23 protein-coding genes are annotated in these 26,597 nt (G+C 56.2%); 17 read left to right on the top strand and 6 right to left on the bottom strand.

Translation table 11 applies throughout. The annotated features are described in order from the left end of the window. Positions 1 to 158: 158 nt before the first annotated feature. Positions 159 to 506 (bottom strand): YgiW/YdeI family stress tolerance OB fold protein, encoded by a 348-nt coding sequence (locus HNQ59_RS18085; RefSeq protein WP_184041805.1) that lies wholly within the window; start codon positions 504 to 506, stop codon positions 159 to 161. A gap of 314 nt (positions 507 to 820) precedes the next feature. Here HNQ59_RS18085 and HNQ59_RS18080 point away from each other — a divergent pair, with 314 nt between their 5' ends. Then, on the top strand, positions 821 to 2,035 hold the full coding sequence (locus tag HNQ59_RS18080) for a hypothetical protein (RefSeq protein WP_184041804.1): 1,215 nt from the start codon (positions 821 to 823) through the stop codon (positions 2,033 to 2,035). Between the two features lie 92 nt (positions 2,036 to 2,127). Here HNQ59_RS18080 and tdh read toward each other — a convergent pair whose 3' ends face one another. Together tdh and HNQ59_RS18070 are read right to left on the bottom strand one after the other, a co-directional pair. Beyond that, the gene (gene tdh / locus HNQ59_RS18075) at positions 2,128 to 3,159 is read right to left on the bottom strand and encodes an L-threonine 3-dehydrogenase (RefSeq protein WP_184041803.1); all 1,032 of its coding nucleotides are present in this window, start codon (positions 3,157 to 3,159) and stop codon (positions 2,128 to 2,130) included. Between the two features lie 166 nt (positions 3,160 to 3,325). Continuing rightward, the gene (locus HNQ59_RS18070; RefSeq protein ID WP_184041802.1) at positions 3,326 to 4,525 is read right to left on the bottom strand and encodes a glycine C-acetyltransferase; all 1,200 of its coding nucleotides are present in this window, start codon (positions 4,523 to 4,525) and stop codon (positions 3,326 to 3,328) included. A 683-nt stretch (positions 4,526 to 5,208) separates the two neighbouring features. Between HNQ59_RS18070 and HNQ59_RS18065 the strand changes: the two genes are divergently transcribed. Then, the gene (locus HNQ59_RS18065; RefSeq protein WP_184041801.1) at positions 5,209 to 7,638 is read left to right on the top strand and encodes a M9 family metallopeptidase; all 2,430 of its coding nucleotides are present in this window, start codon (positions 5,209 to 5,211) and stop codon (positions 7,636 to 7,638) included. Between the two features lie 141 nt (positions 7,639 to 7,779). On the opposite strand, the gene prpR is transcribed toward HNQ59_RS18065, so the two are convergent. Continuing rightward, positions 7,780 to 9,660: a propionate catabolism operon regulatory protein PrpR gene (prpR, locus tag HNQ59_RS18060; RefSeq protein ID WP_184041800.1), complete on the bottom strand. Its 1,881-nt coding sequence runs from the start codon at positions 9,658 to 9,660 to the stop codon at positions 7,780 to 7,782. A 206-nt stretch (positions 9,661 to 9,866) separates the two neighbouring features. On the opposite strand from prpR, the gene prpB reads away from it, so the two are divergent. The 5 genes from prpB to HNQ59_RS18035 all read left to right on the top strand — a co-directional run bounded on the left by prpB (position 9,867) and on the right by HNQ59_RS18035 (position 14,734). After that, positions 9,867 to 10,757, top strand: a complete 891-nt coding sequence (gene prpB, locus HNQ59_RS18055) for a methylisocitrate lyase (RefSeq protein WP_184041799.1) — start codon at positions 9,867 to 9,869, stop codon at positions 10,755 to 10,757. Then, the gene (locus HNQ59_RS18050) at positions 10,754 to 11,344 is read left to right on the top strand and encodes a GNAT family N-acetyltransferase (protein ID WP_184041798.1); all 591 of its coding nucleotides are present in this window, start codon (positions 10,754 to 10,756) and stop codon (positions 11,342 to 11,344) included. The genes prpB and HNQ59_RS18050 overlap by 4 nt, the downstream gene beginning before the upstream one ends. A 24-nt stretch (positions 11,345 to 11,368) precedes the next feature. Beyond that, on the top strand, positions 11,369 to 12,526 hold the full coding sequence (prpC, locus tag HNQ59_RS18045) for a bifunctional 2-methylcitrate synthase/citrate synthase (RefSeq protein WP_184041797.1): 1,158 nt from the start codon (positions 11,369 to 11,371) through the stop codon (positions 12,524 to 12,526). A 176-nt stretch (positions 12,527 to 12,702) separates the two neighbouring features. Next, positions 12,703 to 13,263, top strand: coding sequence for a hypothetical protein (locus HNQ59_RS18040; protein WP_184041796.1), 561 nt, complete (start codon positions 12,703 to 12,705; stop codon positions 13,261 to 13,263). Between the two features lie 28 nt (positions 13,264 to 13,291). After that, entirely contained in the window at positions 13,292 to 14,734 is a 1,443-nt protein-coding gene (locus tag HNQ59_RS18035; protein ID WP_184041795.1) for a bifunctional 2-methylcitrate dehydratase/aconitate hydratase, read from the top strand. A 66-nt stretch (positions 14,735 to 14,800) separates the two neighbouring features. Here HNQ59_RS18035 and HNQ59_RS18030 read toward each other — a convergent pair whose 3' ends face one another. Next, entirely contained in the window at positions 14,801 to 15,433 is a 633-nt protein-coding gene (locus HNQ59_RS18030; protein WP_184041794.1) for a TetR family transcriptional regulator, read from the bottom strand. A 133-nt stretch (positions 15,434 to 15,566) separates the two neighbouring features. Here HNQ59_RS18030 and HNQ59_RS18025 point away from each other — a divergent pair, with 133 nt between their 5' ends. The 9 genes from HNQ59_RS18025 (at position 15,567) to HNQ59_RS17985 (ending at position 24,160) form a co-directional block, all read left to right on the top strand. Continuing rightward, complete coding sequence (locus tag HNQ59_RS18025; protein WP_184041793.1) at positions 15,567 to 18,026, top strand: heavy metal translocating P-type ATPase; 2,460 nt, start codon at positions 15,567 to 15,569, stop codon at positions 18,024 to 18,026. A gap of 125 nt (positions 18,027 to 18,151) precedes the next feature. Beyond that, entirely contained in the window at positions 18,152 to 18,322 is a 171-nt protein-coding gene (ccoS, locus tag HNQ59_RS19760) for a cbb3-type cytochrome oxidase assembly protein CcoS (protein WP_184041792.1), read from the top strand. Between the two features lie 162 nt (positions 18,323 to 18,484). Then, entirely contained in the window at positions 18,485 to 19,915 is a 1,431-nt protein-coding gene (gene ccoN / locus HNQ59_RS18015; RefSeq protein WP_184041791.1) for a cytochrome-c oxidase, cbb3-type subunit I, read from the top strand. Positions 19,916 to 19,930: 15 nt separating this feature from the next. Continuing rightward, entirely contained in the window at positions 19,931 to 20,545 is a 615-nt protein-coding gene (gene ccoO / locus HNQ59_RS18010; RefSeq protein WP_184041790.1) for a cytochrome-c oxidase, cbb3-type subunit II, read from the top strand. A gap of 5 nt (positions 20,546 to 20,550) precedes the next feature. Then, complete coding sequence (locus tag HNQ59_RS18005) at positions 20,551 to 20,709, top strand: cbb3-type cytochrome oxidase subunit 3 (RefSeq protein ID WP_184041789.1); 159 nt, start codon at positions 20,551 to 20,553, stop codon at positions 20,707 to 20,709. Positions 20,710 to 20,748: 39 nt separating this feature from the next. Then, positions 20,749 to 21,693 carry a cytochrome-c oxidase, cbb3-type subunit III gene (ccoP, locus tag HNQ59_RS18000; RefSeq protein WP_184041788.1) on the top strand — a complete coding sequence of 315 codons (945 nt, stop codon included), beginning with the start codon at positions 20,749 to 20,751 and terminating at the stop codon, positions 21,691 to 21,693. Positions 21,694 to 21,857: 164 nt separating this feature from the next. After that, positions 21,858 to 23,297 carry a cytochrome c oxidase accessory protein CcoG gene (gene ccoG, locus HNQ59_RS17995; RefSeq protein WP_184041787.1) on the top strand — a complete coding sequence of 480 codons (1,440 nt, stop codon included), beginning with the start codon at positions 21,858 to 21,860 and terminating at the stop codon, positions 23,295 to 23,297. A gap of 10 nt (positions 23,298 to 23,307) precedes the next feature. Continuing rightward, positions 23,308 to 23,820, top strand: coding sequence for a FixH family protein (locus HNQ59_RS17990; protein ID WP_184041786.1), 513 nt, complete (start codon positions 23,308 to 23,310; stop codon positions 23,818 to 23,820). Between the two features lie 67 nt (positions 23,821 to 23,887). Then, complete coding sequence (locus HNQ59_RS17985) at positions 23,888 to 24,160, top strand: hypothetical protein (RefSeq protein ID WP_184041785.1); 273 nt, start codon at positions 23,888 to 23,890, stop codon at positions 24,158 to 24,160. A 66-nt stretch (positions 24,161 to 24,226) separates the two neighbouring features. Here HNQ59_RS17985 and HNQ59_RS17980 read toward each other — a convergent pair whose 3' ends face one another. Continuing rightward, the gene (locus HNQ59_RS17980) at positions 24,227 to 25,180 is read right to left on the bottom strand and encodes an L-threonylcarbamoyladenylate synthase (protein WP_184041784.1); all 954 of its coding nucleotides are present in this window, start codon (positions 25,178 to 25,180) and stop codon (positions 24,227 to 24,229) included. A 368-nt stretch (positions 25,181 to 25,548) separates the two neighbouring features. On the opposite strand from HNQ59_RS17980, the gene HNQ59_RS17975 reads away from it, so the two are divergent. Continuing rightward, positions 25,549 to 26,421, top strand: coding sequence for a pirin family protein (locus HNQ59_RS17975; protein WP_184041783.1), 873 nt, complete (start codon positions 25,549 to 25,551; stop codon positions 26,419 to 26,421). The last annotated feature ends 176 nt before the right edge of the window (positions 26,422 to 26,597 follow it).

Below are 26,597 nucleotides of genomic sequence, written 5' to 3'. Positions count from 1 at the left end.
TCGCTGCGAGAGAGGCCGAACTATACTCACTCACCTACTGGCCGTCAACTACTCATTGCAGATTCTTGAAAGAAAATTGATAAGCTGTTGATTTTTGATAAATCAAATTTAGCATTGCTGCACTTCATCTGATCAACCACCCCATGCGCTGGCCTCGGTCAACGGACAACCTTTACTTCATGGACGTCGATTTCTGTTGTTTCGCGCCACTCTTTATCCACTTTGCCGTGCAATTCAACCACCGTTTTGTCACTGATCTTGTCAGCGGGGATGTACTTGGCATCGATATCGACCCGGATCTCGCCACTTCCATCGGAGAATTGATACTTGTCCGATGACAACCTGCGTAGTAGATGTCCACGCAACACAACGGTTTGGTCATTCACCGGATTGTCTAAGATGGATTTAACTGTTGTAGCAGTCGACGCTGCCGGGCCTACATACTCAGCCAGTGCTACCGCTGGGATCAAGCTGATTGCCAATAGGCCAATCTGAATTGCTTTCATGATGCGACTCCAATTGATTCGCTTTATTGGTCATGGCCATTTGGCAACAAGTTCCCGACAAGCCACAGGTCATTTCAATTGGTGACGACTTCAGGTCAAAGCCAGTTCAGTTTGCAACAACATTTGATTTTGCAAATATAAAAGACAGGCACTTATCATCCTTCCATCAACGTGATCAAGTACAGACAAGGCTTTCCGGTTCATTTCGACAGATAGCATTACAAGCGCATGCTTTGCTACTTGATCAAATTGACATATCAACATCAGCCCCTTACAGCCCATGTCCAAGTCTTTGGACATCAATTGGAGAGACTATGAAACGCTTTGGAATCACTTTGTTAGCAGCCTGGATGCTGGGCGGCGCCGGTGTATTCGCCGCCCAGCCCAATCTGCAGCCCAACGCAGCAGCATCGGCCAGTGGTGAGCTACCCATCCCGAGTAGCGCAACTATCTTGTCCGAGGGGCTGGCACAACCGGATCTGCCGGCTTCTGTCAGCGAAACGAAGTGGTATCGGATCGACAATACCACCAAACGAAAACTGACCGTTCAATTGACCGGGCCAAGTACACCAGGTGTTGACTATGACCTTTATTTCTATCGCACCAATGCGGCAGGCACAGCATTACAGCAGGTGGCATTATCACAATTCAAGACTCAGGCCACCGAGCAGTTGAGCTACATTGCCGATGTGGGCACTTATTATGTCGGTGTGAATGCAGCCAGCGGGCTGGATACTGCCAATCCATTCCAGTTGGTGTTCCGCGCCAGTACCGGTCATGACATATCCGAGCCGGATGACAGCCCATGGCAGGCACCCAAGCTGACACTGAAAACGCCGTTCACGCTCTTGAATCACACTAAAGACCAGGACGAAGACCAAGACTGGCAGAAGTTGGAGCTGGGCAAGGAAACCGAGCTGATGGCAATGCTGCATAAGAATGATGATCAGACGATTCCCTATGAGAATATTGTACTGAACATTTTCAACGACCAGTTCAGCCTCGTCAAAACCATCACTGCGTTCAGTTTTTCTCAGGTTAAACTCGGTAAGGGTGCCTATTATCTGCAGTTTGCCGGCGGCAAGGCAGGATCTGGTTATTCACTGCGGATCAAGGAAGTCTTACCGCCCCAAGCCAATCGTGTCCAGATCACCAAAATCGATTCATCTGGCGGCGTGGCAGGATTCATGAATTATGGGCACGGCAATAAGTGGCGGGTAAAAGGCGATATCACCGTCAATGGCACAGCATTTGGCAGCAATGATCAACCCATTGCCAATGCACCGGTCAAGGTCAGTATCTGGAGCCGGTTGAACAATGCGTACATCACGGCAAGCGCCAATACCTCAGCCAATGGTACTTTCAATATCCCGCTGAAGCTGGTTCCGGCCATTGGCAACCATCAGTACGATAACAGCATCAGTTGGCATTATTACGACATCGTGGATATTCAGTTCAATAATGGTGAGAAGAACATTCCTGCCAATATCTTTGATCTGTACCACTTTGCGTATCAAATCCGGAAGTAAAGTAGCTTGAAACGGCGGCCACCACAGCAGGTGGCCGTTTCGGGTATGGCTGGCGTACACGGTGCAGCTGTGCGGCCACACCTAAGATCCGGTCAAGCGCCAGTCCAATCCAGAATCACCTTGCCGGACTGCCCGGAGAGCATGGCTTGGAAGCCTGTCTGGTAATCATCGACTGAAAAACGGTGCGTGATGATGGGGCTGATGTCCAGGCCAGACTGCAACATGGCAGCCATTTTGTACCAGGTTTCGAACATTTCCCGACCATAGATGCCTTTGATTTCCAGCCCCTTGAAAATGACCTGATTCCAATCAATGGCAGTGTTTTTGGGTGGAATGCCCAACAAGGCGACCTTGCCCCCGTGGTTCATGTTTTCAAGCAGATCACGGAATGCCGTGGGGTTCCCGGACATTTCCAGGCCCACGTCGAAGCCCTCCGTCATCCGCAACTCGTGCATCACGGCTTTCAAGTCATCCCGCGCTACATTCACCGCACGGGTTGCACCCATTTTTCGGGCCAGCTCCAAACGATAGTCGTTGACATCCGTGATCACAACGTGGCGCGCACCCACATGGCGGGCAATGGCCACCGCCATAATACCAATCGGGCCCGCGCCGGTGATCAGCACATCCTCGCCCACCAGGTCGAAGCTCAGGGCGGTATGGGTCGCGTTACCGAACGGGTCGAGAATGGCTGCGATCTCGTCAGGGATGTCATCGGGAATCTTGAAGGCGTTGAATGCGGGGATCACCAAGTACTCAGCAAAAGCACCCTCGCGATTGACCCCCACACCCACAGTATTACGGCAAAGGTGACGCCGCCCAGCCCGGCAGTTGCGACAATAACCACAGGTGATATGCCCTTCGCCACTGACCCGATCCCCCACCGCGAAGCCGCGCACCTCCACACCCATATCGACCACTTCGCCCACGTATTCGTGGCCGACATGCATCGGCACGGGAATGGTCGCCTGCGCCCATTCATCCCAATTCCAGATATGGATATCCGTACCGCAAATCGCCGTCTTGCGGATCTTGATCAGCAGATCATTGTGGCCGACCTCTGGTTTTTTGACGCGCGTCATGGTCAAGCCAGGAGCGCGTTCAAGTTTGGCCAATGCTTTCATATGATGAATCCTCCAACATCCTGCACCCGAGTGGCGCACGGGGCGCCTGGGGTGCTTGTTCCATTTTTATTTTAGCGTCGGCGGCCAGCCTCAATCATCATTCGAATCTGCCGCCCGACCACCGTCGCGACATACTGGCCACCACAATGGCAGCCAGCCAGCGTGATCAGCTGATGACACCCAGCTCACGCCCGACCTTGGCAAACGCCGCGACCGCCTGATCAATCTGTGCCGATGTATGCGCCGCGCACATCTGAGTGCGGATGCGCGCCCGGCCTTTGGGCACCACCGGGAAGGAGAACCCAATCACGTAGACGCCTTCCTGCAGCATTCTGGCCGACATCTCGCCCGCCAGGCGAGCCTCGCCCAGCATCACCGGGATGATGGGGTGCTGCCCCGGAACCAAGCTGAACCCCAGCCTGCCCATTTCCTGGCGGAAATGCTGCGCATTCTCCTGCAGACGTGCACGCAAGCCGGCCCCATCAGTTTCCAGAATACGTAACACTTCGAGGCTGGCCGCAGTGATGACCGGCGCCAAGGAATTGGAGAACAGATAAGGCCGCGAACGTTGGCGCAGCCATTCGACGATCGGTGCGCGGGCGGCCACGTAGCCACCCGAGGCCCCACCCAGCGCCTTGCCCAAGGTACCGGTATAGATGTCGATACGATCCGCCACCCCACATAGCTCTGGCGTGCCCCGCCCATGTTCGCCAATAAAACCCACCGCATGGCTGTCATCCACCATCACCATAGCACCGTATCGGTCTGCCAATGCACAGATGGATTTCAGATCGGCAATGATGCCATCCATTGAGAACACGCCGTCAGTCACGATCAATTTGAAACGGCTGCCAGCCGCATCAGCAGCCTGCAACTGCGACTCCAGATCGCCCATGTCGTTGTTGCGGTAACGGAAGCGTTTGGCCTTGCAGAGCCGTATGCCATCAATGATGCTGGCGTGATTCAGCTCATCAGAGATCACCGCATCCTCTTCACCCAGCAGCGTTTCAAACACCCCACCATTGGCATCGAAACAACTGGAGTACAGGATCGTGTCGTCCGTTCCCAGAAACCGGCTGATTGCTTGCTCCAAATCCTTATGAACAGTCTGGGTGCCACAGATGAACCGTACCGACGCCACACCATAGCCATAGGTATCGACACCTGCTTTGGCCGCTTCGATCAAGCGCGGGTCATCAGCCAGACCCAGATAATTGTTGGCACAAAAGTTCAGGACGGGCTGACCATCTTGCAGACGGATATCAGGCCGCTGGTGGCTGGCAATGACGCGCTCAGGTTTGTAATACCCATCCTGGCGCAGCGTTTCGATTTGCTCGCGCAGGTGATCGAGCAGGTTGGCTGACATGCGATGTCTCCTGATTGATAGGGAATTGCCAGCCATCAGCGGGATGTCGCGCCATCTTCAACCTGCCGCACACGCCTCTGGCAGGTTCTGCTTTGACCATGGCGAGCACACGTCAGGATCAAGCCCGCAACGGCAATTCCTTTTGTTTTGATAGGTGCCGACGGGATGCCCCATCCAGCGATGGCGTGATTGTAGAACATTCCAACCGCTTCAGCGCCAATCAGCTCGACCTGATCTTGACCATTACAGTTTGCCGAACCAACAACCGCAAGGTGTACAGAACAGCGATCTGATTTCAAGCCCCGTAACCAGCCAGGGCGATTCATTCCAATGGTATATTCAAAAACCACCCTCCGCACAAGACCCGCCAATGCGACCCTTCCGATGAAGAAAAGTATTGATTTTTTATACAATTCATAAATTTATAGTGCGCATCAGGGTAAACCCTGGCGAATTGTAAAAAACAAACGCGCATGCGTATGTTTTTTACAATACGGCAATCCATGCCACCCCTCATATTTCATCCCTACAACTTGGCATTCCAGGTTGTCAGCCGCTGCTCTAACCATAACTCACTCAGAAAAACAAGTAGTTGTGGGCATATATGATCAGAAAGATTGATTACTCTGTCATCAATGCGGTTTCACCAAAAAGCAAAATAACACCAAGGTAAGGAGAGATTGATGTTGACCCCCCCGCTGTCTCGTCGCACATTGTGGACAATATTGAGTGGACTGTGTCTGAGCCCACTGGTCTTTGCAGGCCCCGCCCAGCAACCAGGCGCAACCAAGATCACAGCATCCCATGCCGGAATGGCAGCGGACCTTTCTGGCCCACCGATGAGTGAGTCCGTTCTCCCGCCGACTCGCATGCAGCTCCTGTATGACCTGCCAGACACCCGCAGCACCAGTCAGCGCGCCAAGAACACCAATCAGCGCAAGTCCGCCATGGCAGTGGCTATGGACGATCAATGCCAGGATGTCAGCAAATTCACAGAGAAATCCGGTGAAGCGCTGGTTGACTTTGTACTTGGACTGCCAGATGTGGCATGTATCTTCCCGGTATTTGACACCAACAAAGCCAACCTGCAGAAGATTTACACCAAGGATACCTACACAGCGCTGGCCAACCGGCTGACCCAGGAAGTCAACAAATACAACGGCACCACCCGCAATGTAGCCGCCCTGCTTTATATGCTTCGTGCTGGCTACAAAAATGGCAAAGTATTTTCCGAGATCAAACCTCCTTCAACCTTGATTGACACCATCCGACCAGCGCTTGTGAAGATGATGGATCACAGCAAGTTCTGGGAGAAGAATACAGCGGCCCCTGCCACCAGTGGCGAGGTCATCAAGCTGGTCTATGACATGCGTGACGAGGTCGATTCTGTATCGTACTTCCTGCCTCGACTCCGCGATTTCATCGTCAACCGTCTTACCAACTCAACCAGCAACCCCAAAGCGGTGGACATCTTTGATCAAAGCCACGCTGCGGACATGTTCCTGATGATCTTGCGCGTCTACTATTACGCGCACTATGAAAATCCGGAGGCCAAAAAGCTGTTCGACAAAGACGACAGCTACTACAAGGCGCTCAAGAATTTTGTCGAGCAAAACAAGACCGTTTTGCAAGATAAAAACCCGACGCTGTATGCAAAAACTGTCAAGGAACAACTGCGATTCGTGCGGATCGCCAATGTGGCGGAAGCGGTCAAGAAAGACATCAAGTCCACACTCACCAATAATACGAAGACCGGCAAACCTGGGCACACCTGGGCGGTGGCGGCATGGACTGTTGAGACATTCGACTGGGCCAATTGTGCAAGCTATGGCGTCTGCAATTTCAAGGAAGAGCTGAAACAACTCATCTTCCCAACTGGCTCAGATCTGCAGTGCTCACCAACATTGCACTTCAAGATCCAGAGCATGACCAACCAGGAATACCAAACAACATGCGACACCTTGCTGAATACCACGGACAGCTTCCACCAAGTGTTTGGAACTCGTGGCTCAGCAGTGGCGGATGACAAGAATACCGACCTGGAAATCATCATTTTTGATGACAAGGATCAATACCAGACCTATTCCGGCTTGATTTTCGGCAACAGTACCGACAACGGTGGCGTCTACATGGAAGGCGATCCCACCCAGAACAAGGCAAAATTCTATGCCCATGAAGCACAATGGGAACGTCCAAAATTCGTGATCTGGAATCTGGTACACGAGTACACGCACTATCTGGACGGGCGCTTCAATACTTATGGTGATTTCAGCCGTACCACCGCCCAACCGTTGACCTGGTGGCTGGAGGGGTATGCAGACTATTCACAGTGGGGGAAAGACAATTCCAACGCGATCTTGAAATCGAAGGTCAACCCCTATCAGCTCAGCGAAATCTTCAACAACACTTATTCGATGCGTGATTATGAAAATCGCGCTTATTACTGGGGCTATCTGGCTGTCCGCTTCATGATGGAACGCCATCGCAAAGATATCGACCTCATGTTGACGAATACTCGCACAGGTGCTTATCAGGCCGCGCGGAATGTCATTACTGGGTTGGGGACGTCATACGATAACGAGTTCAACACATGGTTGGCAGCACTGGTGAAGGAGGAAGAGGCCAAGCCGAAGCCAACACCGACGCCTACTCCAACACCGACTCCTACACCGACACCAACGCCGACCCCAACACCGGTGCCGACGCCAACACCGACTCCAACACCTGTGCCGACACCGACACCTACGCCGACACCAACCCCGACACAGGTACCGCCTCAGGCTAACTGTGCCGACTCGCGGATATTGGAAAGCGGTTGCGCCGTGCGTAATCTGTCAGGTGACCAGCTGCGCACCATGTACCTGTCGGTGTTCGTCCCAGCGGGTGGGAAGAACCTGAAGGTGTTCACCACCGGTGGCAATGGAGATATCGACGCCTATATGGCCACCGGTTTCTACCCAGAGCCAAGCCGTTATCAGGTCAAGTCCACCAACCCCGGTAACAATGAGGTGCTTAGCCTGCCCACACCAGTCGGCTTCAGCTGGTACAACATCACGCTGAAGACCTCGCAACCGGTTTCGGGCATTACCGCCTGGGCTACATTCGATAAATAATCATAACCAGCCCAATCCCTGTTGAATGAACAGGGGTTTCCTGCCACAACGCTGAGCCTCACTGGCCCAGCGTTGTTTTTTTGTGCCATCGTGGCGGCGTACCGATCAGTTTGGTACGCCATCCACAGTGGTAGCACGCCTTCATTCAGATTTCAGACGACGCCACAACGTGGTACGGCTGATACCCAACTGTGCCGCCGCCTTGCCGTGGTCGCCGCCGCAGGCATCCAGTGCAGCCTGTAATGCTGCGCGCTGCCCCTGCCGCCGTCCGGTTGGGTGCGATTCAGCCGCCAGCAGCTCCGGGGCCAAGCGTGCCATCATGGCCTGATCCAGGCTGCCAAATGCATCAAAGAACACCGCTATCCGCTCGATCAGATTTTCCAGTTCCCGCACATTACCCAGCCACGCGTAGCCAACCAACTGTGGCATCAAAGGCGCCAGCATCGGCTCTGGATCACGCTTGGCACCAAGCTTCATCAGCACTTGCCTGGCCAGCGCATAGGCCAGCCGTGGAATGTCGTCTGGCCGCTCCCGCAAGGGGGGCAGGCTCAGATTCAGGATATTGAGGCGATAGAACAGATCCGCCCGGAACGCCTGCTGCGCGACCAACTGGCGCAGATCGCGATGGGTAGCTGCAATCACCCGGACATCGACCGGGGTCGGCTCATTGCTGCCCAGGCGCAACACCTCCCGCTCCTGCAGCACCCGCAGCAAGCGGGTTTGCAAGCTGAGTGGCATTTCTCCGATCTCGTCCAGAAACAGCGTGCCAGTGTGTGCCGACTCGAACAAACCAGGTTTGCCGCCTTTGCGCCCGCCTGTGAATGCACCTTCCTCATAGCCAAACAATTCGCTCTCCAGCAGGCTCTCAGGAAACGCCGCACAGTTGATGGCCACAAACGGCCCGCGAACCCGCCGCCCAGCGTTGTGGATGCTCTGCGCGAACAGCTCCTTGCCGGTGCCCGACTCACCAGTGATCAGCACGGTGGCATCCGCACGCGCATACAGCTCAGCCAGCGACTTGGCGGCCAGCAGAGTGGGGGATTCACCCAGAATATCGGCAAAGTGATAGCGCGCCAGGAATTGATGGTGACGACTTTGCGAGCGCAGCTTGCGGTCTGCGCGTTGAATCAGGGTCGCGTCCTGAAATGTCAGCACCGCACCCGTCTGCTCGCCCTGCTCGATGATGGGCAGGCGATTCACCACCAGCACCCGGCCATTGACAGTCTGCACTTGCTCCATCGCAGCCTGTCCGGTCGCCAACACTTCATCGACGGCCAAGCCAGGAGCCACTTTGGCAAGGGGCTGCTGGAAGGCCCAGTCAGCAGAGATCCCCAGCAGCTTTTCCATGGCTGGGTTCAGGGTTTGAATGCGACCCTGCATATCGACCGCCGCCACGCCTTCCACCAGGCTGTAGAGGATATTGCCGACCCGCTCGCGCTTGGCCTCCTCAATACCCGCGATGCGTGCGATTTCCAGCGCATCGTCAAATGCCTGGCGGACACTGGCCTCTGAATAGATCACCACGCCAGTCAAGCCCTCCTGCTCAGCCATCCAGGCCACCTGTGCCGATCCCACCACCACCTCTACGCCATGGTCATGCAATTCATGGAACAGGGCGCGGGCTTCCGCATCGTCTTGATAATGCCGCTGCACCACCTCCAGATTCAGCAAGGGCTTGATATCATCCAACTCCCCTGCCAGCGATTGCCGAGTGACGATGGCAATGCGGCTCGACAGGCGACGCGCCCTGGCCAGGGCCTGCAGAATGTCGTAACCCCCTACCTTCAGCATGACCGTGGGCGCAGGCAGCGCCTGTCGCAGCCGCTGTGCCGTCACGCCTGCAGCAATCGCCACATCCAGCAGACCCGCCCGTTGCAGGCCAATGGCATCACTAGCGGCCTCTTCCAATGGCTTGTCCAGCAGGCGGATATCCGCTCTGGGGGCATATTCCCCCAGCAGGCTGCGCACCAGATCCGCCAGACCTTTGGTCGCCACCACTACCAATTGCGGCTTTGTTTTCATGCCCCCTCCGTTTCATTTTGAAACAAGCCCGTTTCAAGGTGAAACATAACATCAAAACATCCGGCGGGCAGCATGCAAAATCAGCTCCCTGATTTCATTGAAAAAGGCAAACCCAATCCGCCGCCAGCCTTTTCCTGGCCCGATTCTTGCAGCATCCCAGCGCAATTGCCCAAACAGGCCTGGAATGAGTTGATTAGGAGTACTCCATGACCCGCCCTACCTCCCCTGGCGCGCTGTTTCGCCAAGCTGTCGTCGATCACAAACCCTTGCAGGTGCTGGGGGCCATCAATGCCTATGCCGCCAAGCTGGCCGAACATAGTGGTGCCAAAGCCCTGTATGTATCCGGTGGCGGGGTGGCCGCCTCATCCTGCGGCATTCCCGACCTGGGCATCACCACCTTGGAAGACGTGCTGATCGACGTTCGCCGCATCACTGATGTCACCGACCTGCCGGTACTGGTCGATATCGACACCGGCTGGGGAGGCGCATTCAATATTGCCCGCACCATCAAAAGCATGATCAAGGCTGGCGCCGCTGCTGTGCATATTGAAGATCAGGTCCAAGCCAAACGTTGTGGCCATCGCCCGGGCAAGGCCATCGTGTCACAGGCGGAAATGGTGGATCGGGTCAAGGCAGCGGTAGACGCCAGGACCGATGCCGATTTCGTGATCATGGCCCGCACTGATGCATTGGCGGTGGAGGGCCTGCAGGCCGCCATCGATCGTGCCTGCGCCTGTGTTGAGGCAGGTGCGGACATGATTTTCCCAGAGGCGATGACCGACCTCGCCATGTACAAACAGTTCGCAGAAGCAGTCAAGGTGCCGGTGCTGGCCAACATCACCGAATTCGGTGCCACGCCGTTGTTCACCCGCGAGCAATTGGCCAGCGCCGATGTCAGCCTGATCCTGTACCCGCTGTCCGCCTTCCGTGCCATGAGCAAGGCTGCACTGGCTGTATATGAAAGCATTGTCCAGACAGGCACCCAGCAAGGCGTTGTCGGCACCATGCAGACCCGGATGGAGCTGTACGACCACCTTGAATATCACAGTTTCGAGCAAAAACTGGATGCCTTGTTTGCCAGCGGCAAGCCCACATGAGCTTCTTATTGTCCACCTCCCGGTTGGTGCTGCGGGATTGGCAAGACAGCGATCTGGAGCCCTGGGTGGCCATGAATGCAGATGCGATGGTCAGACGGTACTTCCCGACCATTGCCAGCCGGGAGCAAGCCATTGTCGAGATGCAACGCTTCCGCGAACACGGCGAGCGTCATGGATTCACACTGTGGCCACTTGAGATTCCTGGCCAGACCGCATTTGCAGGGGTTGTCGGGCTGTTCAGAACACCAATTGAAGCCCACTTCACGCCCTGCGTCGAAATCGGCTGGCGCTTGGCCATCCCCTATTGGGGACAAGGATATGCCACCGAAGCGGCGCGCTTGGCACTGCAGTATGGCTTCGACACGCTGCAGCTAGCGGAAATCGTCGCCCTGACCGCCGCTGACAACCAACCGTCGCGCGCCGTCATGGCGCGTATCGGCATGCAGCACAATGCTGCAGACGATTTCGATCACCCACGCGTGGCAGATGGGCACCCGCTCAAACGCCATGTCCTGTATCGCATCCAGCACCGTGACTGGTGCAACCCATTCATGAAACACGCCACCGAATCAGGCCATTCGACTTGATGCATCTTGGATTGAGGAGCACATATGACTGACACCACCGAGCAAGTCCTGCCCAAGCCCAAAAAATCTGTCGCGCTTTCCGGCGTTGCAGCCGGCAACACGGCATTGTGCACCGTTGGCCGTACGGGCAACGATCTGCACTATCGTGGCTATGACATTCTGGACGTGGCTGAAAGCTGCGAATTCGAAGAGATCGCACATCTGCTGGTGCATGGCAAATTGCCCAACCAAGCCGAGCTGCAAGCCTATAAGGCCAAGTTGAAATCGCTGCGCGGCCTCCCTGCAGCCGTCAAGACAGTTTTGGAGCAACTGCCCGCTAGCACCCACCCCATGGATGTCATGCGCACAGGCGCCTCTACCCTGGGCTGCGTGCTGCCAGAAAAAGACGACCACAACCCGGCGGGCGCGCGGGACATCGCAGACCGCCTGATGGCATCTTTCGGATCCATCCTGCTGTATTGGTACCACTTCAGCCACAATGGCAAGCGGATCGATGTCGAGACGGACGATGACTCGATCGGCGGGCATTTCCTGCACTTGTTACACGGTGAAAAGCCTTCCGAACTGTGGGTCAAGGCCATGCACACCTCACTGGTGTTGTATGCCGAACATGAATTCAACGCCTCCACCTTTACAGGCCGCGTGATCGCCGGCACGGGCTCGGACATGTACTCCGCCATCACCGGCGCCATCGGCGCGTTGCGTGGCCCCAAGCACGGCGGGGCCAACGAAGTGGCGTTCGACATCCAGAAACGCTATGACACACCCGATGAGGCCGAAGCCGACATCCGTGCCCGGGTGGAGCGCAAAGAAGTCGTCATCGGCTTCGGACACCCCGTCTATACCGTTTCCGACCCACGCAACAAGGTCATCAAGGAAGTCGCCAAGCGATTGAGCCAGGCCGCCCACAACACCAAGATGTACGACATCGCAGAGCGATTGGAATCCACCATGTGGGAAATCAAGAAGATGTTCCCCAACCTGGATTGGTTCTCAGCGGTCAGCTACCACATGATGGGCGTCCCGACTGCCATGTTCACGCCACTGTTCGTGATATCCCGCACCTCGGGCTGGAGCGCGCATGTCATTGAGCAACGTCAGGACGGCAAGATCATCCGCCCCAGTGCCAATTACACCGGCCCGGAGAACCTGACTTTCGCTCCATTGGCAGAGCGAGGCTGATCGCTCAACGGGCTCCGGTGAGCCCACAACAACATTGGCTGGCCCGTATATTTGGCCAGCCAGCGCAAGTACTCATTAATTGCATTCGCCATTAATCCGGTTTGTGCTAATCTCGCGTTACATCAGTGCATTAAAGCACTGAGTATAAAAATACGTGGAGAAGGGAGTAACTACCGATGTCGAATGCAATCTTGATCAAAACGGATGCAGGACAAGAAGCGGTGCTGGATCGCAGCCTTTATCCGAATCTCAATGGGCGCTTGCGCACTTTACTGTTACAAATCGACGGCAAAAAGCGAGCATCTGAACTGATGCAGCTTGCCTTGTCTCTGGGTGCGCCAGCGGACAGCCTCGACAAGCTTCTGGCCATGGGCCTGATTGTCAGGGAAACGCCGCCCACACCCAGAATCGTCATGCCAACCATCCGGACAGGCACGCCGCCCCCGGCTCCCGCCCCGATCCCGGCCAGAGTTGAAAGACGCGAGGTGCCCGTTGCCGTCGAGCCCAGTACACCAGCAGGGTTCGAACGCTTTCAGGAAGCGGCGCAGATGATGAGCGAGGCCGCCGCCAAGCACCTTGGACTGAAAGCCATGTTCTTCACCCTGAAGGTTGACCGCTGTAGCAATGCTCGCGAGCTCCGTGGCCTGATGGAAGATTTCCGCAAGGCCATTGCCAAGGCCAAGACACCCTTCTTCGCAGATCGGCTGACAGAGGAGATCGAAGCATTGCTTGATTGATCAATGCTCAGATAAAGGAACCACGCACATGTCCGCCCACATTTCGAACGTCCGTCCTGATCCCGATCAGGTGTTGGTTGATATCGCCAACTACGTCGCCGACACGGTCATCAATTCATCCGAGGCCTATAACACCGCCCGCCTGTGTCTGATCGACACGCTGGGCTGCGGCCTGGAGGCGCTGGATTACCCCGCCTGCACCAAATTGCTTGGCCCCGTTGTCCCTGGCACGGTCGTTCCCAATGGCGCCAAGGTGCCTGGCACCCAATTCCAGCTGGACCCAATTCAGGCTGCCTTCAACATCGGCGCAATGATCCGCTGGCTAGATTTCAATGACACATGGCTGGCTGCGGAATGGGGCCACCCATCGGACAACCTGGGCGGCATCCTGGCCACCGCTGATTGGATCAGCCGCACCCGCGTGGCCAATGGCAAAGCGCCATTGACCATGAAGGACGTGCTGACCGCCATGATCAAGGCCCATGAGATCCAGGGCTGCTTGGCGCTTGAAAACAGCTTCAACCGAGTCGGCATCGATCATGTGATCCTGGTCAAAGTCGCCTCGGCTGCCGTATGCACCCACTTGATGGGCGGCACCCGCGAAGAGATCATCAACGCTGTGTCACAAGCCTTTGTCGATGGTCAGGCCATGCGCACATACCGCCATGCCCCCAACACCGGCTCACGCAAGAGCTGGGCAGCGGGTGACGCCACCAGTCGCGCAGTACGGCTGGCATTGTTTACACTCAAAGGTGAGATGGGCTACCCCAGCGTGCTGACTGCGAAGACCTGGGGCTTTTACGATGTGCTGTTCAAGGGCAATGAATTCAAGTTCCAGCGCCCTTATAGCAGCTACGTGATGGAGCATGTACTGTTCAAGATTAGCTTCCCAGCTGAATTCCACGCCCAGACCGCCGTGGAATGCGCGCTCAAGCTGCATCCGCAGATCAAGGATCGCCTGGACGATGTCGAAAAAGTAGTCATCACCACCCACGAGTCCGCCATCCGCATCATCGACAAGAAAGGCCCGCTCAACAACCCAGCCGACCGCGACCATTGTATCCAGTACATGACCGCAATCGGCTTGATCAAGGGTAACCTGACCGCAGCTGACTATGAAGACGAGGTGGCCGCCGACCCACGCATCGATGCGCTTCGCGACAAGATGGTCTGCGTGGAAGACCCACGCTATACCAAGGATTATCTTGATCCTGAAAAACGCTCGATCGCCAACTCGATGCAGATCTTCTTCCGTGACGGCAGCAAAACCGACAACATCGAAGTCGAATACCCGATTGGCCATCGCCGCCGCCGCGCAGAGGGCATCCCCGTGCTCGAAGCCAAATTCAGAACCAATCTGGCCCGGCGCTTCCCGGCCAAACAGCAGGCCGCCATTCTGGCGTTGACTGCTGACCAGGCCAAGCTGGAGGCGACATCCGTCAACGAATTCGTTGACCTGTTCGTCATCTGACGACCACCTGAAGGCGACCCGCAATCCAAGCGCCCGGTTTCATCACCGGGCGTTTTCTGTTTACACTCAGCCCCGGCGTGCCAGCATTCCCGTCAGCAGCATCTCGAACATGGCGTCCACACGCGCCTTGACTGGCGTCCACTCCACCCAGGGCTCCTCGCCCAATGAGATATGCAGCGATACCAGGCCATGAAACGCACTCCATAGCGTCTGGGCGAGCAGATCAAGATCCTGCTCCGAACACTTCAGATTCCCAGCGCGGATCGACTCCTTCAAAATATGAATGACCCAAGCATAAGGGTCCTGCTCCGGATCTCCATGCAACTCCTCCGCCACCCTGGTCGAGTAATGCGGCTGGCGGGTCATGAAGATCAATCGATACTGATTGGGATGGGTCACGCCAAATTCCACATAGGCATGAGCCATCAGGCGCAGCTTTTCAATGGGGTCACTGACATTGCCCAACTCATGCAGGCTTTCGGTCATGGCACGAAAGTCCGCTGCGGTGATGGCGCGCAGCAAGCTGTCTTTGTCTTTGAAATGGCTATAGATGGCTGTGGCGGAATACTCGATCTTGTCGGCGATACGACGCATGGTGACAGCGTTATATCCTTCTCGGATGAAGATCTCCCTTGCTGCATCAATTATTTTCTGTGATAGCGCTTCTTTCTCGCGCTGACGACGTTCAGTTATCCCCACGTTGGCACCTTGAATCAGATTCTCTGGAATGATGGCTCTACATTATAGGTGATACGGCGTGGCACCATACATACGAAGTCGCACAATTGACATTGATCAGACGATAAGCACCGAATTCGATTACAATTCGGCCATGAATTATCGCACCGCAACATCTGAGCCCGCCTGCTTTCACTGCGGCCTGCCAGTCCCCGAAGGTAGCCGTTTTTCAATCCAGCTGGATCAATCCGCCCACCCAGCCTGTTGTGCAGGCTGTCAGGCTGTCGCACAAACCATCATCGACAACGGACTGGGCGATTACTACCGCCACCGCAACATCGAGGCAGGCAAGGTCGAGCCTTTGCCAGATGAGGTACTGCAGCAGATCAAGCTGTATGATTCACCCGACATCCAGCGCAGCTTTGTCCACACCGAAAGCGCACACATCCGTGAAGCGGCGCTGATTCTGGAAGGAATCACCTGTGCCGCCTGCGTCTGGCTGAATGAAACGCACCTGACCCGCCAGCCAGGCGTACTGTCCGTCGATATCAATTACGCCACCCACCGTGCCCGCATCCGGTGGGATGACCGCCAGACCCGCCTCAGCCACATCCTGCAGGCCATCACGGATATCGGCTACCGTGCCCATCCTTTTGATGCCGAACGGCAGGAGCGGCTCGCGCAGAAAGAACGAAAAAGCGCGCTGGCCAGGTTGTGGATCGCAGGGTTGTCGATGATGCAGGTCATGATGTATGCCGTGCCTGCCTATCTGGCCAACGGCGACATGACCACCAATGACGAGCAGTTGCTGCGCTGGGCCAGCCTGGCGCTGACCATCCCGACCGTCATCTACTCCGCCATTCCGTTCTATCGCGGCACCCTGAATGACCTGCGGGCCAGACGGGTTGGCATGGATGTACCCGTCACGCTGGGGGTCTTGATCGCCTTCTTCGCCAGCTGCTGGGCACTGTGGCAAGGCCATGGCGAAGTCTATTTCGATTCGGTGTCGATGTTTGTCTTCCTGCTGCTGGGGGGCCGATATCTGGAATTCCTTGCCCGCCGCAAAGCAGGGGCTGCGGTGGATTCCCTGGTGAAGCTGATCCCGGCTTTCGCCCATGCCCTACCCGACTACCCCAACAACAGGCAGCCGCAGGAAACCGTGGTCGCTAACCTGACACCCGGCACCATCCTGCTGGTGAAGCCCGGTGAAACCATCCCAGCAGATGGCACCATCCTGGAAGGAGAATCAGGGATCGACGAATCTCTGATGTCTGGAGAAAGCCGCGCCATTGCTAAACAGGTGGGCGATCATGTCGTTGGCGGGGCCACCAATATCAACAGCCCATTGATTCTTCGTGTGGATCGGGTAGGACAGGACAGCACGCTGGCGGCCATTGTGCGGCTTCTGGATCGGGCCATGTCGCAAAAACCACGGCTCGCCATGTTGGCGGACCGCATTTCCGCTTGGTTTGTCGCCGCGCTATTGGTGGTCGCCGCCGCAACCTATCTGGCCTGGCACTGGATCGATCCTTCGCGGGCGCTGTGGATCACCATAGCCGTGCTGGTCATCAGCTGCCCCTGTGCGCTGTCGCTGGCCACACCGGCAGCGCTGGCCGCCGCAACCGGCGCGCTGTCCCGGCTGGGGTTGCTGGTCACCCGTGGGCACGCGCTGGAAACCCTCGCCAACGCGACCCACTTCGTTTTCGACAAGACCGGCACCCTGACTTTTGGCCGTATGAAACTACGGCTGATCCAACCCTTGGCATCCATTGATCCACCCACACTGCATCAGCTCGCCGCCGCGCTGGAGCAGCAATCCGAGCATCCCATTGCACGGGCGCTCTGTGAGGGCATCGACGACCTGCCTGTTGTCACCGACACCCTGGCCGAGACAGGCCAAGGCATTCAAGGCCACATTGCCGGCACGCCTTACCGGATCGGTCGCGCACATTATGTGGCTGAACTTGTCGGCCACCCACTTGCTCTAAGCGACGCAGAGCAGGCGGATAGTACGCCTGTCTACCTGGGCAGGGCCGGCCAATGGCTGGCCCGCTTCGAGCTGGGCGACGCGGTCAGACCCGATGCGGATCAATTGATCCGAAGCCTGACCTCGCAAGGAAAACAATGCATTCTGCTCAGTGGCGATGCCATCCAGCCGGTGACCGAGCTAGCCCGACAGCTCGGCATCCCGGAAGCACAGGGCGCCTTGACGCCGCAAGGCAAGCTGGATGCGCTGTCGCACCTGCAACAACAAGGCGGCGTGGTGGCCATGATCGGCGATGGCGTGAATGATGCGCCAGTGCTGGGTGCAGCCCAGATATCGATCGCACTCGGTAGTGGCACCGATGTTGCGCGTGCATCTGCCGATATGATTCTGATCAATGACCAGCTCGCTGCGTTGCATCAAGCCATCGATATCGCCAAGCGCTGCAAACAGATCGTCCGACAAAATCTGTGGTGGTCTTTGCTGTACAACCTGGTGGCGCTACCAGCTGCCATGACAGGCTTGATCACACCCTGGATCGCGAGTCTGGGCATGGCGGGTAGCTCATTGCTGGTGGTCAGCAATGCGTTGCGCCTGTTAAGCACCCGATCCCGTGACGATGTACATTGAATACAACAGGGTCGAGCAATGAAATTGCCGACCACACCCACCCAATCGGATGTCACCGCCCGGCTCCAGCGCAACCCACAAACACTCTCAATAACGCCAACCCATTAAGCCGAAAGCGAAAATTCGTGGAAATCCTATACTTACTCATACCATTGAGCGTCGTACTGGTTCTACTGATTGCCGGCCTGTTCTGGTGGACAATCCAAAACGGACAGCTTGATGACCTGGAAGGCCCCGCCCACCGCATCATCATGGACGACGACAAGCCCCAGAGCGAGCCCGAGAAGGAGAAGTGATGTATAATCGTTTGTTTATGTTGCAATGCACGTTTCCGCCGCATTGCAGCACGCACATATACCCTTTGACCCAAATCAAGAATCACATGTGTTGCGCAGGCTAGCATGACCGCCTGTGCATCATGAGATACGCACGTTTTTACGCAACACTGGGAGAAGTCCATGCAATCGCAGTCCACGTACAACTATAAAGTGGTGCGGCAGTTCGCCATCATGGCGGTCGTCTGGGGGATTGTAGGCATGGCGGTTGGGGTTTTGATTGCGGCGCAGCTGGTTTGGCCCGCACTCAACTTCGATACGCCATGGCTGACCTATAGTCGCTTACGTCCTTTGCACACCAATGCGGTTATTTTTGCTTTTGGCGGATGTGCTTTGTTTGCCACGTCCTATTATGTGGTTCAACGCACCTGTCACACCCGTCTGTTCTCAGACAAGTTGGCTGCCCTCACCTTCTGGGGCTGGCAACTGGTCATTGTATTGGCCGTATTGACCCTGCCCGCAGGCATGACCTCCGGCAAGGAATATGCTGAGCTGGAATGGCCGATCGATCTGCTGATCACGGTTGTCTGGGTTTCCTACGCCATCGTCTTCTTTGGCACTCTGACCAAGCGTAAGATCAAGCACATCTATGTTGCCAACTGGTTCTACGGCGGCTTCATCCTGACAGTCGCGCTGTTGCACGTCGTCAACAGCATGGCCATCCCGGTCAGCCTGACCAAATCCTACTCTGTGTACGCAGGTGCCGCTGATGCCATGGTGCAATGGTGGTATGGCCACAACGCGGTGGGCTTCTTCCTGACGGCTGGCTTCCTGGGCATGATGTATTACTTCATCCCCAAGCAGGTCGGTCGCCCGGTCTACTCCTATCGCCTTTCAGTCGTCCACTTCTGGGCACTGATCTTCACCTATATGTGGGCGGGTCCGCACCACTTGCATTACACCGCCCTGCCAGACTGGACGCAATCCATCGGCATGGTGTTCTCACTGATCCTGCTGGCACCCAGCTGGGGTGGCATGATCAACGGCATCATGACCCTGTCTGGCGCATGGCATAAGCTGCGCACTGACCCGATCTTGAAATTTCTGATCACCGCCCTGTCCTTCTATGGCATGTCCACCTTCGAAGGCCCGATGATGTCGATCAAGACCGTGAATGCACTGAGTCACTACACTGACTGGACCATCGGCCACGTCCACTCTGGTGCACTGGGCTGGGTTGCCATGATCTCCATCGGCTCGATCTACTATCTGGTGCCACGCCTGTTCGGTCGTGAGCAGATGCACTCCATCAAGCTGATCGAAACCCACTTCTGGATGGCCACCATCGGCGTGGTGCTGTATATCGCTTCCATGTGGATCTCCGGCGTGATGGAAGGCATCATGTGGCGCGCTGCCAACCCAGATGGCACGCTGACCTACACGTTCGCACAGATCGTCGCATCCAAATACCCGTATCTGGCTATCCGCTTCCTGGGTGGTTTCCTGTACCTGTCCGGCATGCTGGTGATGGCATACAACGTCTTCAAAACCGTTGCTCAGGGTAAACCTGTCGAAGCCGACATCCCGGCTCCGGTTGCCCATGCTCACGCCTAAGCAGGAAAACGAATCATGGAAAAAATTCAAAAGCTGATCGAAGAAAACACCCTGGCGCTGATCGTATTCACGCTCCTGGTGGTGAGCTTTGGCGGGCTGGTCGAAATCGTACCGCTGTTCTTCTCGAAATCGACCACCCAGCCCATCGAGGGTGTCAAACCCTACCCCGCACTGCAGCTGGCGGGCCGTGACATCTATATCCGTGAAGGCTGTTATGGCTGTCACTCCCAGATGATCCGCCCCTTCCGGGCTGAAACTGAACGCTATGGCCACTACTCGGTGGCCGGCGAGTCAGTCTACGACCACCCCTTCCAATGGGGCTCGAAGCGTACCGGACCGGATCTGGCGCGTGTCGGTGGCCGTTACTCCGATGACTGGCATCGCGTCCACCTGATCAATCCGCGTGATGTCGTGCCGGAATCCAACATGCCCGGCTTCCCCTGGTTAGCCCGCAACCCGGTTGATGCAGCCAGCCTGCCAGCCAAGATGCAGGCATTGCGCAAGGTTGGCGTTCCTTACACCGATGAGGACATCAAAGGTGCCGTGGAAGCCGCCCAAGGCAAAACCGAAATGGACGCCCTGATCGCCTACCTGCAAGGCCTGGGCTTGGCATTGAAGAACCAGAGGTAACAGCCATGACGTTGTCCGAGTTCAACTCCCTTTTTACCGTTGTATCACTGGCCATCTTTCTAGCCATCGTGGTCTGGGCATTCAGCCGCCACAACAAAAAGCCCTATGAAGATGCGGCAAGGCAGATCGTCGAAGATGACGACCGGCCACATGGTCAACATTGATCGGCACCGGACTCGGCAACGCATTAGCGGAGTGAAAAGATGAATCAAGATTTCGTGAGTGGTTTTTGGGGCTACTATGTTGCCGCCATCGTCATCGGCGGCATCATCGGCATGGCTTACCTGCTGCTGTCCCAACGCATCAAGCGCAAAGCCGCCGGAGAAAAAGTCGAGACCTGCGGTCACGTATGGGATGGTGATCTGGAGGAGTACAACAACCCAATGCCGAAATGGTGGATGGGTTTGTTCTGGCTGACCCTGATCTTCGGCGTGGTCTACCTGGCTTTGTATCCTGGCTTGGGCGTCTATTCAGGCACCAAACAATGGACATCGGTTGGCCAATACGAGGCTGAACGCAAAACAGCAGAAGCACGCTATCAGGCCATCTATGACAAGTATCTGAAGATGGACATCAAGCAGGTCGCTGCTGATCCGGAGGCCCGCCAGATGGGCCAACGCCTGTTCGGTACCTACTGTGTGCAATGCCACGGCGCTGATGCAAAAGGCGCCAAAGGCTTCCCCAACCTGACCGATCATGACTGGTTGTATGGTGGCGAGCCAGAGAAGATCCAGGAAACCATCCTGGGTGGCCGTAAAGGGGCGATGCCTGCATTTGGCGCCGCACTGGGTGAGGATGGCGTGAAGGATGTCGCCAACTACGTCATGTCTTTGTCCGCCCTGCCCCACAATGCAGACCGTGCAGTCCGTGGTAAGGAAACCTTCACCACCATCTGCGCCGCCTGCCATGGCCCGGATGGCAAGGGTAACCAAGCGATGGGTGCGCCCAATCTGACTGACAAGGTCTGGCTGTATTCTTCGTCGCAGACCAAGCCGGATGCCATCCAGCAATCAATCATCGAAACCATCACCAATGGTCGCAATGGCGTCATGCCACCCTGGAAGGACTTCCTGGGTGAGGCTAAGGTCCACCTGCTGGCTTCCTATGTCTATGGTTTGAGCAATAACCCGCAAACCGCCAGCAAGTAATGCAACACGAGGTACAGGCCCCAGCCTGTACCTCGCCCTCACCACCGGTGCAAAGCCGGGCTACGTGATCCGATTCCAATTTGCATTGATCACCTGCATGACCGAATGCAGTGTCAATTGGAATGCCTCACCCCTTCATCTCGTCAAAAGCCAGGGAAACCGTCATGGGCGACCGTCTCAAAAACATCCCGATCAAGGTTGTCAGCACCGAGCAGCAAAAGGCCGAGGAGGTCATCGAGCTGTATGAAGTCCGTAAGAAGATCCACCCACGTTGGGTATCTGGTCTTTTCAACAATTGGCGGGTGGCCATGGTGATCATCACGCAATTGTTCTTCTACGGTGTCCCCTGGTTGAGCTGGAATGACCGCCAAGCCATGCTGTTCGACCTGGCCAATCGTAAATTCTATGTATTCGGCGTGGTGTTCTGGCCACAAGACTTTGTCCTGCTCGCCGGCTTATTGACCCTCTGTGCCTTTGCTCTTTTCTGGTGGACCACCATCGCGGGCCGCCTTTGGTGTGGCTATGCCTGCCCTCAGACCGTATACACCGAGCTGTTCCTCTGGATTGAACATTGGATCGAAGGCGACCATGTCAAACGCCGTAAGCTCGATGATTCACCCATGTCACTTGAAAAACTGGGCCGCCGGGGCGGCAAACATCTGATATGGATCGCACTTGCCCTGTGGACGGGTTTCACTTTCGTCGGTTTTTTCACCCCGATCCGCCTCCTGTGGTCTGAGGTCTGGCACTGGACGCTGGGCTCCTGGGAGGCGTTCTGGATCGGCTTCTATGCCTTCGCCACCTATGGCAACGCGGGGTTCATGCGCGAACAGGTCTGCAAATACATGTGCCCTTACGCCCGCTTTCAAAGTGCCATGTTCGATCAAGACACGCTGGTCATCTCGTATGACGCTACCCGTGGCGAGCCGCGTGGCTCACGTAGCAAGAAATCCGATCACAAAGCGGAGGGGCTGGGCGACTGCATCAATTGTGGCATCTGTGTCCAGGTCTGCCCGACAGGTATCGATATCCGTAACGGCCTTCAGTATGAGTGCATCGGCTGTGCAGCCTGTATTGACGCCTGTGATCAGGTCATGGACAAGATGAATTACCCACGCGGGTTGATTCGTTACACCACCGAAAATGCCATGGAGGGCAAGTACCCAGACAAGGATTTCTGGAAACGCCTGAAACGCCCCCGCGTGGTCATGTATACGCTGGCCATCCTGATTGTCGCCATTGCCATGGTCGTCACGCTGGCCTTGCGCAAGCCCATCAAGCTGAATGTCATCCGCGACCGCACCACCATGGTGCGCCAGACCGACGACGACAAACTGGAAAACCTCTACCAGCTACAACTGATCAACACATCTGAATCACCCCGGCGGTATCAGATCAGCGCTACCGGCATCCCCACATTGAAACTGATAGGCGATCAACAGGTCGAAGTACCTGCAGCCAGCACATATTCAGTTCCCGTCAGCGTGCAGATCGACAAGGCGCAAGCCAGCATCGGCTCCAAGACGGTCACCTTCCGTGTGCAGGCCACAGACGACGCCAGCGTTGCCGTCGAGCATCAAAGCAGTTTCATCACCGGACAATGAAAGACACACCATGCAGTCAAAGCAGGACAAACCTTGGTACCGATATGCCGCCCCCTGGTTGCTGATGGCTGGCCCCGCCGTCGTGGTCGTGGCGGGCTTCATCACCGCCTGGCTCGCGGTCAAACACAATGATGCACTTGTCGTTGATGACTATTACAAACAAGGCAAGGAAATCAATCGCGACATCGCCCGTGATCAGATTGCGCATGATGTCGACGCCAGAGCGGACATCATGCTCGGCGCAAATGATTCACAATTGCGCATGATCGTGACCGGCAATAGCAAAATGCAACGCCCTGGTGAGCTGGTGATCAAACTCACCCACCCCACCCTGGCCGGCCAGGATATGAGCCTGGCGGCCAAGCGGACAGAAGGTGACACATACCAGGTCAGCCTGCCCAAAGCCATGCACGGAAAATGGTATGTCAGCCTGGAAGACCCCGGACAACGCTGGCGCTTGACAGGTGTATGGCAGAGCGATCAAGATAAAGCCATAACTCTAAAAACAGCGGCAAATCAATAGCCTGTTGTTTTCACATATTGGTTATGTCGCATGCAATTCATCATAAAAATCATGAGGAGAAAACTGCATGCAAAAGGCAATATCCGTCTTGTGGCCGTCTTTTCTGGTCGCTGGCATCATGACCATCTTGTTCTTCACCTTTCTTGACCCTGCCGACCTGGTGATCTTCGGCACCTCGCTTGCCGAGTACCGTGTTGCCACCTATTCGCTTGGTTTCTTCGTATTCTGGCTCTTCGCACTGGGGGACAGCTGGCTGACTTTGTTCTTCCAGCGCAATCCCAACGATATCAACCGCTTCTGCACGCTGGACTCGCACCAGACCAATCAAGCCCAGCACTAAGCACCATTGGCGTGGCTTCATGGCAGGCCCTTACTCCAGAGCGCCTGCCACGCCACCCAAACCTGCTCAGCTGAATTCCCGCGTCGCCCGATTCACCCGGTCCAGCACTGCCAACCAAGCAGGTGTCTGCGGCGGCAGCACAATGAACAAAGCATCACACCCGGCAGAGTCAGCCTCGTGCAACATGGCATAGAGCGCTTGGGCATAGGCCTCAGGCTCAGCAGGCATCTGCCAGAAATGCGCGATCGGCCAGCTCGGCGGCGACATGGCCAGCACCCCGATCTGCTGCCCAGGCATCGGTTGATGATCAAAGTCCGGTGCAATCCGAAAGCAAGGCGTACGCGGCGCGTAATGGGACGCAAGACTGCCTGGCACCCGGGGCGCATCAACGGCAGGTTTATCCACCACCTGCAGATAAGGCTTGAGCATGTCAGCGGTAATAGCCCCAGGCCGCAGAATGGTAGGCCGCTCGCCACTCAAATCCAGAATCGTCGATTCAATCCCCACCCCACAAGGCCCACCATCGACCACAGCCGCAATCCGCCCCTGCAAATGACGGCGGACATGCGCCGCAGTGGTCGGGCTGATCTGCCCGAATGGATTGGCTGATGGCGCGGCCAGCCCTTTTCCCAACTGCTTGAGCACCGCCTGCATGACTGGATGCGCTGGGACACGCAGCGCCACAGTCGGCTGCCCCCCGGTCACCAATGGCGTAACGGTGCTGGCCACCGGCAACACCAATGTCAACGGCCCTGGCCAGAACACTTCTGCCAATCGCCAGGCAATCTCTGGCACATGTGATGCCCACAAAGACATCCACTCAGCAGTTGCCAGATGCACAATCAAAGGATGATCAGCCGGGCGCCCCTTCGCCTCGAAAATACCGCGAACGGCCTGTGGATTGCTGGCATCAGCAGCCAATCCATACACCGTTTCTGTCGGCAAAGCCACTTGCTGGCCTGATTGAAGCAATTCAACAGCGGTATGGATGTCTTGAGCGCTGGTGGAAAGGTAAAGCATGGTCTGATCCGATCTATCTGAAAGCCGAGCGGCAAGCAATCAGGACAAGTGCAAAAGCACGTCTTGCCCTGCGCCGCTTCATGTACTGTTGTCATGCTATTTTAACCGCTCCCACCCACTTGCCCCAAGCCGATCTCTGTCTGGTACTCATCACCCGATGACACCCCTCCCCTACGCAGCACCGTGGTAGACACAGCTGTGGCAAAACAGCTCCAGCGACAAGTAGTGGAGCACATGCGGCAACGCCACCTCAATCAATAATTCTGACTGATCAAAACGGATCATTCCGCTTTCAATACTGAGCCAGCCACCTAGAATTTCGCCTATACGACAACATACCTCACACCCTCGAACAGTGGAGGAACGCAATGGATACACTCAACATGATCAAACCAATTCAATCTTCCCGACAACTCGAACGTGTGATCCAAGGCATAGCCACCTCCGACGGGGCTGGGGTCAAATTACAGCGCGTATTGACGCAGGATCTGCAACGCCGCCTTGACCCCTTTCTGATGCTCGACTATTTCCATTCAGACAACCCAGATGACTATCTGGCAGGCTTTCCCGACCACCCACACCGGGGTTTCGAGACCATCACCTACATGCTTTCCGGCAAAATGCGCCACCGCGACAATGCAGGTCACGAGGGCTTGCTCGATGCTGGTGGCGTGCAATGGATGATCGCCGGGCGTGGCATTGTCCATTCCGAGTTGCCCGAGCAGGAAAACGGCCTGATGCAGGGGTTTCAGCTTTGGTTGAATCTACCGGCCCGGGACAAAATGATCCCCCCCAGCTATCGTGACATCCCGGCAACCGCCATCCCTGTCCACCAAGACCCACAGGGAAACCAGATCAAGATCATCGCTGGCGAATTCGCCGGACTGGCCGGCGCAATACGGCGCGAGGTGAGCAAGCCCATCTACCTGGACATTCAATTGCCCGCCAACAGCCAGCTTGCCTGCCCGCTTCCCTCAGATCACAACGCATTTGTCTATGTCTATCAAGGTGAGATCAACATCGGCAATTCAGGACAATCCCTCCAAGAACGACAGATGGGGATACTGGAAACCGACCTGGACTGTGATGGCGTACTACTCAGCAGCACCAAACCATCAGGGGTATTGCTCATCGCAGGCCAACCACTCAACGAGCCCATCGCACAATGGGGCCCTTTCGTGATGAATACCGAACAGGAACTGCAACAAGCCGTTTCCGATTTCCGCCGTGGGCTATTTTGAGTTGAAGCCGCCCTACCGGTAAGGCATTGGTCTGATCTGCAACAATACGGCCCAGAGCAACCTACCATCACAAAGCACGAAGGGTCTGCCGGCTGGCTGTGGGCAGTGTCTGCCGGCCCCTGGACGACGTACTGTCGTTTGGGGATGCACCATCCCCTCATATCGCACTTTCCTCT

This window comes from Chitinivorax tropicus (assembly GCF_014202905.1).
In the GTDB taxonomy this organism is placed as follows: domain Bacteria; phylum Pseudomonadota; class Gammaproteobacteria; order Burkholderiales; family SCOH01; genus Chitinivorax; species Chitinivorax tropicus.
Note: the sequence above shows the minus strand (reverse complement) of the source record. Positions and strands in the feature narration are given on the sequence as shown.